Source organism: Streptococcus sp. CF8_St5-17 (assembly GCF_024295665.1).
Classification (GTDB): Bacteria; Bacillota; Bacilli; order Lactobacillales; family Streptococcaceae; genus Streptococcus.
Genome location: NZ_JANCOU010000001.1, coordinates 456,337 through 467,296, shown reverse-complemented (window position 1 = coordinate 467,296; position 10,960 = coordinate 456,337). Strand labels below are relative to the sequence as shown.

Annotated in this window: 11 protein-coding genes; 10 read left to right on the top strand and 1 reads right to left on the bottom strand. The window is 41.7% G+C overall.

Features of this window, described 5'->3' with window-relative positions; all coding sequences use genetic code 11:
• A partial coding sequence (locus NMM19_RS02240) for an SIALI-17 repeat-containing surface protein (protein WP_254729684.1) occupies positions 1–4,474 on the bottom strand: 4,474 nt, incomplete at its 3' end.
• Positions 4,475–4,787: 313 nt separating this feature from the next.
• Here NMM19_RS02240 and NMM19_RS02235 point away from each other — a divergent pair.
• The 10 genes from NMM19_RS02235 to yidD all read left to right on the top strand — a co-directional run bounded on the left by NMM19_RS02235 (position 4,788) and on the right by yidD (position 10,953).
• Positions 4,788–5,033, top strand: coding sequence for a YneF family protein (locus NMM19_RS02235; RefSeq protein ID WP_004251708.1), 246 nt, complete (start codon positions 4,788–4,790; stop codon positions 5,031–5,033).
• A gap of 207 nt (positions 5,034–5,240) precedes the next feature.
• The gene (gene racE / locus NMM19_RS02230; protein WP_045614644.1) at positions 5,241–6,035 is read left to right on the top strand and encodes a glutamate racemase; all 795 of its coding nucleotides are present in this window, start codon (positions 5,241–5,243) and stop codon (positions 6,033–6,035) included.
• On the top strand, positions 6,032–7,003 hold the full coding sequence (locus NMM19_RS02225) for a nucleoside-triphosphate diphosphatase (RefSeq protein ID WP_178895470.1): 972 nt from the start codon (positions 6,032–6,034) through the stop codon (positions 7,001–7,003). Before racE ends, NMM19_RS02225 begins: the two co-directional genes overlap by 4 nt.
• Entirely contained in the window at positions 6,979–7,500 is a 522-nt protein-coding gene (locus NMM19_RS02220; RefSeq protein WP_004251713.1) for a metallophosphoesterase, read from the top strand. The genes NMM19_RS02225 and NMM19_RS02220 overlap by 25 nt, the downstream gene beginning before the upstream one ends.
• Positions 7,497–7,958, top strand: a complete 462-nt coding sequence (gene cbpB / locus NMM19_RS02215; protein ID WP_178895469.1) for a cyclic-di-AMP-binding protein CbpB — start codon at positions 7,497–7,499, stop codon at positions 7,956–7,958. The genes NMM19_RS02220 and cbpB overlap by 4 nt, the downstream gene beginning before the upstream one ends.
• On the top strand, positions 7,955–8,689 hold the full coding sequence (xerD, locus tag NMM19_RS02210; protein WP_178895468.1) for a site-specific tyrosine recombinase XerD: 735 nt from the start codon (positions 7,955–7,957) through the stop codon (positions 8,687–8,689). The genes cbpB and xerD overlap by 4 nt, the downstream gene beginning before the upstream one ends.
• Positions 8,689–9,423: a segregation/condensation protein A gene (locus tag NMM19_RS02205; protein ID WP_016466838.1), complete on the top strand. Its 735-nt coding sequence runs from the start codon at positions 8,689–8,691 to the stop codon at positions 9,421–9,423. The genes xerD and NMM19_RS02205 overlap by 1 nt, the downstream gene beginning before the upstream one ends.
• A gap of 12 nt (positions 9,424–9,435) precedes the next feature.
• Positions 9,436–10,005, top strand: coding sequence for an SMC-Scp complex subunit ScpB (gene scpB, locus NMM19_RS02200; protein ID WP_178895467.1), 570 nt, complete (start codon positions 9,436–9,438; stop codon positions 10,003–10,005).
• A complete protein-coding gene (locus NMM19_RS02195; RefSeq protein ID WP_178895466.1) occupies positions 9,992–10,717 on the top strand; it encodes a pseudouridine synthase in 726 nt (241 codons plus the stop codon). The genes scpB and NMM19_RS02195 overlap by 14 nt, the downstream gene beginning before the upstream one ends.
• Positions 10,717–10,953: a membrane protein insertion efficiency factor YidD gene (yidD, locus tag NMM19_RS02190; protein ID WP_016466835.1), complete on the top strand. Its 237-nt coding sequence runs from the start codon at positions 10,717–10,719 to the stop codon at positions 10,951–10,953. The genes NMM19_RS02195 and yidD overlap by 1 nt, the downstream gene beginning before the upstream one ends.
• Positions 10,954–10,960: the final 7 nt, after the last annotated feature.

Genomic DNA, 10,960 nt, shown 5'->3' with positions numbered 1-10,960 from the left:
GCGCTTCCTGATCCCCTGCAGCACCGATAGGCTTAGTATATTCAGGAATATCTACGATAGGAGCCGCTTGTTCCCCTGCAGTACCGATAGGCCCAGCATATTCAGGAATATCTACGACAGGCGCTTCCTGTTCCCCTACGGTTCCGATAGACTCAGTGTATTCAGGAATATCCACGATAGGAGGTTCCTGTTCTCCCGCAGTTCCAATTGGGTCAGTATATTCAGGGATGGTTACTACTGGAGCAGACTCGTCACCTTTGCTTGTAACAACTTGCTCTTCTACAGGTGCAGTTTCCCTTTTTGGAAAGACTGTTACAATAGTACTGCTTCGTGTTTCTCCTAGGATAGCATAAGCTTCTATTGGATTGCCGGATTTACGGTCCGTAGTTTCAGGGATGTCGATTTGAATCTTGTTATCCTTTATGCTTAATACAGTTTGTTCGCCAGAAGTGACAAGATGATTATCATCGACTTTTCTTAAGACTAGGGAATCCGTAATACCAGGGAATGTCACAGCTACAGCATCCCAGTTACCAGTTGGTAAAGTTAGTGTTACTTTCTTATCTTCTACCTTTATAGGTTCGAGGCTTGGTGTATCTAATGATACTGATGGAGCTTTTAGAATATCGAATGAGTCCAGGGAGATTTTCTTTCTACCGTCTGGAGAATCTGGGTCCACTTTTAAAGTTAGAACGTGATCGCCGTCTGCTAGATTAGTGAATTCACCAATCAAAGCTCCTTTTTCGGTAGCTCCGGCAGTGTAGAAGTCAAGGCTCGGCATTTCTTTTCCATCGAGTGTCACAAGTGCCTTGCCAAGAGCTGAAGTTTTCAGACCATAGATACGAATACCTGTACCAGAGAATGGGATTCTTGCAGTTGCTTCAGGAGCAAGACTATCGTCTGCATTAATATCTGCATATTTCTCTGTAGAAGCATAGAGTTCCGCATCAGTCCAGTCTTTAAATGCTGAGCCGTACTGGATACGAGAATCACGATCATCTATCTTTTCTACTGTTCCTCCTTGTCCTGGGAAGACCTTGAAGTAGTCTAAGGAAATTTTTGAGCGTTCACTTCCACGTCCCTTATGTTCACGCTTAACAGTGATAGTCATAAGGTGAGGGCCTGAAGATAGATTTGTATAACGACCGATTAGGACACCCTTTTCAGTAGCTCCAGCCGTATAGAAGTCAAGCTCACCAACAGATTTGCCATCGATGGTAACCTCAGCAAGTCCTAATTGAGAAGACTTGAGTCCGTAAATTTCAATACCAGGTCCATTGAAAGGAATGGTTGCTGTTGCCTCCTTATCGGAATAGTTCCCATTTGAGATATCGGCGTATTTTTCTGTTCCGCCAAAGAGTTCTGAGTCAGACCAATCTCCAAAGGCAGCACCATACTGAATGCGAGAGTCACGATCGTCCATTAGCTCACTAAAAGCTGAGATTGAAGCGGTATCTGAAATAGATGTTGAGTGCTCTCCTAAAACTGCTTGGACTGTATATGTATAAGCGTGGCTTGAATCAATAGAACGATCGACGAAGTGAGTTTGGTTGGTTGTAAACTCACGGACGGTAGAGTTTTGACTATTTTCATCCTTGCTTTCTCGACGAATAATATAGTGAGTTGCTCCCTCGACTGCATTAAAGTTGAGTTCAGCAGTTGTTGAATCTTTTCGTTGGGCAGTCAGACGAGTAATACGGCCAGGGAAGTTTTCAAAGGTAATGACATCGCCCTTTTGAGTAGCAAGTTGAATGCGGTTGTCTTTGATGCGGGTAGCTTGTACTTCCTTACCGTTAACCTTGATAAGGCTAGCTTCGATATTTGGATAGTCTACGACTAAGTCTCCACCAACATTAGAAAGGAAAGATAGGGTTTCAAGATTTTTTTCTTTCCATTTCATGCTGACTTCAAAGTTACCACGAGCTACTAGACCTGAGACTTGACCATCTTTCCATGCATCTGGAAGGGCTGGTAATGGGGCAATGTAGCCTGTGTGAGATTGAAGGAGCATTTCTGCCATACCGCTGGTTGCACCAAAGTTCCCATCAATTTGGAAAGGCGCGTGCGTATCCCAGAGGTTTTCTAGAGTTGAGGATCTGAGTTGTTCTGCCAGCAAACGATGGGCACGATTTCCATCTAGGAGACGAGCCCAGAGGTTGATTTTATTAGCCTTAGACCAACCGGTACCACCATCTCCACGATGGTTTAGGGTTGCGCGTGCTGCTTCCAGATATTCAGGCTGATCTTTGCCAAATAAGGTTCCTGGGAAGAGCCCAACCAGATGAGAAACGTGACGGTGATGGTTTTCAATTCCTTCATTAGTGAATTGAGGACTGTCTTCTTCGTACCATTCCTTGATTCGGCCATCTTGGTTGATATGAAGTGGTTTGAGCTTGTCAAATTTAGCCTTCACTTCTGTCACCAAATCTTGGTCGACATTGAGATGATTGGCTGCTTCCATATAATCATGGAATAACTGCCAAACTAGAGATTGGTCAAAGGTATTCCCAATCGTGATAGTTCCGTGCTCTGGCGAGTAAGATGGAGAAGAAACCCAACGGTCACTGGCCTTGTCGTAGTGCAAGAAGGAGTTCCAGAACTTAGCTGTTTCCTTGAGCATTGGATAAATCTTTTCTTTGAGATAAGTTTCATCCTTGGTGAATTTGTAGTAGTCATAGACGTTCTGCATCATCCAAGCATTGGCAGCTGGAGACCAACCCCAATAGTAGTTCCAACCAGGAGTAGTCCAGCCAAATGGTGTCGCCTGGGTATGAACCAGCCAACCGTTTTCTTGACCTTCTTTGGACTCGATACCTGCATATTCTTTAGCAGCGATACGGCCATAGTAACGCATATCATCGATATAATTGATCATTGGCTTAGCCGTTTCTGCAAGATTGTTCATGTAGGCAGGCCAGTAGTTCATTTGTAGGTTGACATTGAGGTGGTAGTCAGAATTCCAAGGTGGATTGTCTACAGCATTCCAGACTCCTTGCAAGTTGGCAGGAAGGGCATCTGTCCGGTCACGAGAAGAACTGATGAGTAGATAACGTCCGTATTGGAAGAAGAGTTCTTCTAGTTTTTGTCCTTTTGTTGGATTATAGGTTTGAAGAGCTTCTTTTGTAGTTTGATTAGACTTGCTACCGCCGAGGTTTAGTTGAACACGATTGAAAAGACTTTGGTAATCCTTGATGTGGTCATTTTTCAGAGTCTCATAGTTTTTGGCTTTGGCAGCTTCTACGATAGATTTGACAGTCTTTTCTACATCAATATCCTTGCGGTAGTTGGTTTTCGGATTTTGAGCAAAATTAGTCTTGGCGCTGAGTAGCAGTGTTGCATAACTTGCTCCTGTAACTGTCAAATAACCATCTTGAGCAGTGACTTGTCCGTCTGTTTTGATACCAAGATAAGAGGCAAATTTAAGACCGTTGTCTTTGACAGTTCCCTTGAGTAAAATACCATTAGAATCAACGCTAACAGTCCCTTGTTTGTATTTAGAATTCTCCCAAGAATAATCTCCATTAGCAATCAAATCTTCAGTCAAGCTATTCCAAAGTGTAAAATCAAGCGTCTTATCTCCCTTTTTAGTCAAATGGGTAACAGTGACGTCATCTGGATAACTAGAGAAGGTTTCTCGTTTGAAACTTGTCCCATCTTGAGTATAAGAGGTAGTTGTGATAGCTTCAGAAATATCTAAGCCACGACGATAGTCGGTAACGTTCTCCAAGCCTTTCTTTTGGTTGTTAAAGACCATGAAGATATCACCAAAAGATAGGTAACGACCATACTGAGCATTGTTTGGACCCACTAGGTTGCGCTCTGCCAATTGTTTGGCTTTTTGGCGGTTTCCTTCTTCCAAGGCTTTACGAATTTCTGCCAAAACCTTATAGCGGTCCTGATAGTTCCCTCCATTGTAGTCAGTGCTATCAGGTTGTGGCCCACCAGACCAGAGAGTTTTTTCATTGTATTGGATTCTTTCTTCACCGATTAATCCAAAAACCTTAGCCCCCATTTCACCGTTTCCGACAGGCAAGGCTTGTTTTTCCCAGCCGTCATAAGAAGGAGCAGTTGGTTGGTCGTAATGAAGTTGATAGTTTTCTTGCTTAGTCATAGGAAGTTCGGGCTTTTCACTCTCCTTATTTTCAGAAGGTTCAACTACAGCGTTAGTCTCTGATTGATGATGTGTTTGAGGTAATTCCTTTTCAGGTTTTACCTCTTTGTCAGCTAATTCAGTAGAAGGATGAGTGTCTGTGCTTGGCTGATTCTCCGTCTTTGCTTGACTTGGTTCCTCTACTTTGACATCTACTTTAACCGTCGTCTCACTAACATTCGTTTGATTGTCCTTCACTTCGAGGCTATCAGCAGCTACATTCTGTGTTGCTAGAAAAACAGCTCCCAGTAGAACAGAAGCAGTTCCAACGGTCAACTTTCGGATACTATACTTACAGGATTTTTCCCAATAGCTCTTCTCCATAAAAACTCCTTTCTCAAATCTGTAAGCGCATACATTTTTTGGTAAAAAAAATAAGCCTTGCAGAAAGATGTTTCCTTTGATTTGTATAATCTTAATATAGCAAATAAATCCAACCATTGCAAGGTTTTTTCGGAAAAACTGAATTATTTTACCAAATTTTAGTTCTTTTTTTTATTTTATTGAATTAAAAAAGATTAGAGTAGAAAAAGAATTTGAGTAATGCCCTACCCTTTTGGAAGCGTAAATCAAACTAGTCAGGCGTGGGACTTTATGGTATAATATAGAAGATTCAAAAAGAAACAGGAGAAATATTATGGACCTTATTTTAGCAATTGTCTTGATTGTTTTAGCTTTTCTTGGTGGAGCACTTGGAGGAATGTACTTGGTGCGCAAGCAAATCGAAAAAGAATTTGCTGATAACCCACGTTTGAATGCAGAAGCAGTTCGTACTCTGTTGAGTGCAAATGGTCAAAAACCAAGCGAAGCTAAGGTACAACAAGTGTACCACCAAATCATTCGCCAACAAAAAGCAGCCCTCGCTAACAATAAAAAGAAATAAATAGGAAAAGTCTGGGATGAAAGTTCCAGACTTCTCACTATGTTCAACTGATATTTAGAACTAAGACTTTTTCCTTGCATTCTATTGATATTTGATTATGATTAAGTTGGAGACAACTGATGACGAATCAGTCGGTCGGAAATTTCAGTAAGAAATGTAATGATAATGAACTATCAATCAGAATAATAAGACTAGAAAGAAGACTATATGGATAATCGACCAATCGGTTTTTTGGACTCTGGTGTTGGGGGCTTGACTGTTGTGCGTGAGCTCATGCGTCAGCTTCCTCATGAAGAAATCGTCTATATTGGAGATTCGGCACGGGCGCCATATGGCCCTCGTCCTGCTGAGCAAATTCGTGAATATACTTGGCAGTTGGTCAACTTTCTTTTGACCAAGGATGTCAAGATGATTGTCATTGCTTGTAATACAGCAACAGCAGTCGTCTGGGAAGAAATCAAATCCAAACTTGATATTCCTGTTCTTGGAGTGATTTTGCCTGGTGCTTCAGCAGCTATCAAAGCAAGTCAGGGTGGGAAAATCGGAGTGATTGGAACACCGATGACCGTACAATCAGATATCTATCGTCAAAAGATTCATGACTTGGATCCAGATTTGCAGGTTGAAAGTCTGGCTTGCCCCAAATTTGCTCCTTTGGTCGAGTCAGGTGCTCTATCGACCAGTGTGACCAAGAAAGTCGTATACGAAACCCTACGTCCTTTGGTTGGAAAAGTGGATAGCTTGATTTTAGGTTGTACTCATTATCCGCTCCTCAGACCTATCATCCAAAATGTCATGGGCCCTAAGGTACAACTAATCGATAGTGGAGCGGAGTGTGTTCGCGATATCTCGGTCCTACTCAATTATTTTGAGATTAATCGTAGTCGAGATGCGGCACCACTTCAACACCGTTTTTACACAACTGCAAATAGCCAAAGTTTTGCTCAAATCGGAGCAGAATGGCTGGAAAGAGATATTCATGTGGAGCATGTAACATTATGACAAACAAAATTTATGAATACAAGGATGACCAAGACTGGTATGTTGGATCCTACAGTGTTTTTGGTGGCATTCGGACTTTGACGGATGATGAGTTAGAGTTTCCGCTATTTGATTTGGCCAAAATCTTTCGAGATGAGGAGCGAGGGTTTCCGCTTTCAGTTACCGTTTTACGATATGGTTCAGCCTACCGCTTACTCTCTTTTGTGGTAGATATTCTCAACCAAGAAGCGGACCGAAACTTAGAAGTTATTCAACGTCAGGGTGCCTTGCTCTTAGTTGAAAATGGACAACTTCTGCATGTAGAATTGCCTAAAGAAGGAGTCAATGTTCAAGACTTTTTCGAGACAAATAAAGTCAGAGAAACCTTGTTGATTGCAACTCGTAACGAGGGCAAGACCAAGGAATTTCGAGCTATCTTTGACAAACTAGGCTATGACGTAGAAAATCTAAATGATTATCCAGACCTACCTGAAGTAGCAGAAACAGGTATGACCTTTGAAGAAAATGCTCGCCTCAAGGCTGAAACTATTTCTAAATTAACAGGAAAGATGGTTCTAGCAGATGATTCTGGTCTTAAAGTCGATGTGCTTGGTGGCCTACCAGGTGTCTGGTCAGCTCGCTTCGCAGGAGTGGGAGCCACTGACCAGGAAAATAATGCTAAACTCTTGCACGAATTAGCTATGGTCTTTGAACTAAAGGACCGTTCAGCTCAATTCCATACAACCCTGGTCGTAGCTAGCCCAGGTAAGGAAAGCTTGGTTGTCGAAGCTGACTGGCCAGGCTACATTAACTTTGAACCTAAGGGTGAAAATGGTTTTGGTTATGATCCACTCTTCTTAGTAGGAGAAACTGGTAAATCATCAGCTGAATTAACCCTCGAAGAAAAAAATAGTCAATCCCACCGTGCCTTAGCCGTTAAGAAACTTTTGGAGGTATTTCCATCATGGCAAAGCAAACCATCATTGTAATGAGTGACTCCCACGGAGATAGCTTAATTGTAGAAGAAATCCGTGACCGCTATCTGGGGAAAGTTGATGCCATTTTTCATGATGGTGACTCGGAACTTCGCCCAGACTCACCCCTCTGGGAAGGAATCCAAGTAGTCAGAGGAAACATGGACTTTTATTCAGACTATCCAGAACGTTTGGTGACTCAACTGGGTCCTACCAAGATTATCCAGACTCATGGACATTTGTTTGATATTAACTTCAATTTCCAAAAGCTTGATTTTTGGGCTCAAGAGGAAGATGCAGATATCTGTCTTTATGGGCACTTGCATGTTCCAAATGCTTGGATGGAAGGGAAGACCCTTTTCCTAAATCCTGGTTCTATTAGTCAACCACGTGGGACCATCAGAGAATGTCTCTATGCCCGTGTAGAGATTGATGATAGCTACTTTAAAGTGGACTTTTTGACACGGAACCATGAGGTCTATCCAGGCTTATCCAAGGAGTTTGCTCGATGATTGCCAAAGAGTTTGAACAGTTTTTACTGGAGCAAGAGGAAACCTTTTTAACTCCTGCTGAAAATTTGGCTGTGCTCATTGATACTCACAATGCAGATCATGCAATTCTCCTCCTTAGCCAGATGACCTATACCAGAGTGCCAGTCGTGACTGATGAGAAAAAATTCGTCGGAACTATTGGTCTTAGAGATATCCTTGCCTACCAGATGGAGCAGGGATTGAGTCAAGAAGCTATGGCAGATACGGATATCGTACACATGGCCAAGAAGGACGTTGCAGTGGTAGATCCAGATTATACATTGACAGATGTTTTACATAAGTTAGTGGATGAATCTTTCCTACCAGTCGTTGATAAGGATGGAATTTTCCAAGGGATTATTACACGGAAATCAATCCTTAAGGCTGTCAATGCCCTTCTGCATGATTTTAGTAAGGAATATGAGATTCGAAGCAAATGAGAGAATGGATTTCAGTATTTTTAGAAGAAAAGCAAAATCTATCTAGTAATTCTAAACAGTCTTATAAGTATGACTTGGAGCAGTTTTTAGATCTTATTGGAGAACGAATCTCTGAGACAAGTTTAAAAATCTACCAAGCTCAATTATCAAATTTTAAAATGAGTGCCCAAAAGCGGAAAGTTTCTGCTTGCAATCAATTTCTCTTCTTTTTGTACCAAAAAGGGAAGATTGGGACCTTTTACCGTTTGGAATTACCCAAACAGGCTGAGAAAAAGCCAGGGAAGTCGGAACTTTTAGACCTCAGTTCTTTCTGGCAAGAAAGTGCTTATCCAGAAGGACGCTTACTAGCCTTGTTAATAGTAGAGTTGGGCCTCTTGCCGAGTGAAATCCTAGCCTTAAAAACAGGGGATGTGAACCTAGATTTTCAAGTTTTGAGAGTCAATAAAGCTTCTCAACAAAGAATCTTGAGCCTTCCCCAAAATTTGCTTGCAGAGTTAGAGCCCTTGATGGGGCAGACCTATCTCTTTGAAAAAGCTGGGAAACCGTACTCCCGTCAATGGGCCTTTCGTCAGTTGGAAGCTTTTTTAAAGGAAAAAGGTCTTTCAGATTTATCTGCCCAAGGATTGAGAGAACAGTTTATATTAAGACAAATCGAAGAAAAGGTTGACTTGTACGAAATCGCTAAAAAATTAGGATTAAAGACAGTCATGACCTTAGAAAAATATAGATAATGGATATTAAATTAAAAGATTTTGAAGGGCCTTTGGACTTGCTCCTACACTTGGTTTCAAAGTATCAGATGGATATCTATGATGTGCCGATCACAGAGGTTATCGAGCAATATCTAGCCTATATCTCGACATTACAAGCCATGCGTTTAGAAGTTGCAGGCGAATACATGGTGATGGCTAGCCAACTGATGCTGATTAAGAGTCGCAAGCTCTTGCCCAAGGTTGCAGAAGTGACGGATTTAGAGGATGACCTAGAGCAGGATCTCCTTTCTCAGATTGAAGAATACCGTAAATTTAAACTTTTGGGAGAGCAGTTGGAAGTGAAGCACCAGGAACGAGCTCAATATTACTCAAAAGCACCTACAGAGTTGATCTATGAGGATGCAGAACTTGTGCATGATAAGACGACGATTGATCTTTTCTTAGCCTTTTCAACCTTACTGACCAAGAAAAAGGAAGAATTCTCGAAAAGTCACACAACAATCTTACGAGATGAGTATAAGATTGAAGATATGATGGTCATCGTTCGAGAAGCCTTGGTTGAAGGTCAACAATTATGTTTGCAGGATTTGTTTAAAGAAACCAAGGATTTACAAGAGGTCATTACACTCTTTTTAGCAACCTTGGAGTTGATTAAAACCCAAGAAATTCTCTTGATTCAAAAAGAGAGTTTTGGAGATATTTATCTCATGAAAAAGAATGAAGAAAATCAAGTAGAGCAAAGTCAGGCTTGATAGAGAGGAAGTATGAGTACTTTAGCAAAAATAGAAGCGCTCCTGTTTGTAGCGGGGGAGGATGGCATTAGAGTCCGCCAGCTGGCGGAGGTCCTATCGCTTCCACCAACAGGAATTCAGCAAAGCTTGGAAAAATTAGCCAAAAAGTATAAAAAAGATCAGGATTCTAGTCTAGACTTGATTGAGACAGGTGGTGCCTACAGATTGGTAACCAAATCTCAATTTGCAGCCATTTTGAAAGAATACTCTAAGGCACCCATCAACCAGAGTCTATCTCGGGCTGCACTTGAAACCTTGTCTATCATTGCTTATAAGCAACCTATCACACGTATAGAAATCGATGCTATTCGTGGGGTTAATTCGAGCGGAGCCTTAGCTAAGTTACAGGCCTTCGATTTGATACGAGAAGATGGAAAGAAAGAAGTTCTTGGACGCCCTAATCTCTATGTAACAACGGATTATTTTCTAGATTACATGGGCATTAACCACTTGGAAGAATTGCCCGTGATTGATGAGCTTGACATTCAAGCACAAGAAAGCCAATTATTTGGTGAAAGGATAGAAGAAGATGAGAATCAATAAGTATATTGCCCACGCAGGTGTGGCCAGTAGGAGAAAAGCAGAAGAGTTGATCAAACAAGGCTTGGTAACCGTCAATGGACAGGTAGTACGTGAACTAGCGACAACCATTAAGTCTGGCGATAAGGTTGAGGTTGAAGGTCAACCCATCTACAACGAAGAAAAGGTCTACTATTTGCTTAACAAACCACGTGGAGTGATTTCCAGTGTGACAGATGACAAGGGACGTAAAACTGTTGTTGATCTCTTGCCTAATGTGAAAGAGCGTATCTACCCTGTAGGTCGCTTGGACTGGGATACATCTGGAGTCTTGATTTTGACCAACGATGGTGACTTTACAGATGAGATGATTCACCCTCGTAATGAGATTGACAAGGTTTATGTTGCGCGTGTGAAAGGAATTGCTAACAAAGAAAATCTCCGTCCCTTGACTCGTGGTCTTGAGATTGATGGCAAGAAGACTAAACCAGCTGTTTACGAAATTCTCAAAGTAGATCCAGTAAAAAACCGCTCAGTTGTTCAGTTGACCATCCATGAAGGGCGCAATCACCAGGTTAAAAAGATGTTTGAAGCTGTTGGCCTTCAAGTGGATAAACTCTCTCGAACTCGTTTTGGACATCTAGACTTAACGGGTCTTCGTCCAGGAGAATCACGTCGTCTTAATAAAAAAGAAATCAGCCAATTACACACCATGGGTGTAACCAATAATAAATAATGAAAAAAATTTTAATTGCGCCAGTGCGCTTTTACCAACGATTTATCTCGCCTGCTTTCCCGCCATCTTGCCGCTTTGAACCGACTTGTTCGAACTACATGATTCAAGCTATCGAAAAGCATGGTGCCAAGGGAGTTCTGATGGGCTTAGCACGGATTTTACGGTGTCACCCTTGGTCCGAAGAGGGTAAAGATCCAGTGCCGGATGTTTTCTCATTAAAAAGAAATTCAAAATAAAAGAATC

Bases quoted from the DNA above. Each gene is read 5' to 3' on its own strand.
- NMM19_RS02235 (WP_004251708.1), top strand. From the start codon at position 4,788: ATGGACCTTATTTTAGCAATTGTCTTGATTGTTTTAGCTTTTCTTGGT.
- racE (WP_045614644.1), top strand. From the start codon at position 5,241: ATGGATAATCGACCAATCGGTTTTTTGGACTCTGGTGTTGGGGGCTTG.
- NMM19_RS02225 (WP_178895470.1), top strand. From the start codon at position 6,032: ATGACAAACAAAATTTATGAATACAAGGATGACCAAGACTGGTATGTT.
- NMM19_RS02220 (WP_004251713.1), top strand. From the start codon at position 6,979: ATGGCAAAGCAAACCATCATTGTAATGAGTGACTCCCACGGAGATAGC.
- cbpB (WP_178895469.1), top strand. From the start codon at position 7,497: ATGATTGCCAAAGAGTTTGAACAGTTTTTACTGGAGCAAGAGGAAACC.
- xerD (WP_178895468.1), top strand. From the start codon at position 7,955: ATGAGAGAATGGATTTCAGTATTTTTAGAAGAAAAGCAAAATCTATCT.
- NMM19_RS02205 (WP_016466838.1), top strand. From the start codon at position 8,689: ATGGATATTAAATTAAAAGATTTTGAAGGGCCTTTGGACTTGCTCCTA.
- scpB (WP_178895467.1), top strand. From the start codon at position 9,436: ATGAGTACTTTAGCAAAAATAGAAGCGCTCCTGTTTGTAGCGGGGGAG.
- NMM19_RS02195 (WP_178895466.1), top strand. From the start codon at position 9,992: ATGAGAATCAATAAGTATATTGCCCACGCAGGTGTGGCCAGTAGGAGA.
- yidD (WP_016466835.1), top strand. From the start codon at position 10,717: ATGAAAAAAATTTTAATTGCGCCAGTGCGCTTTTACCAACGATTTATC.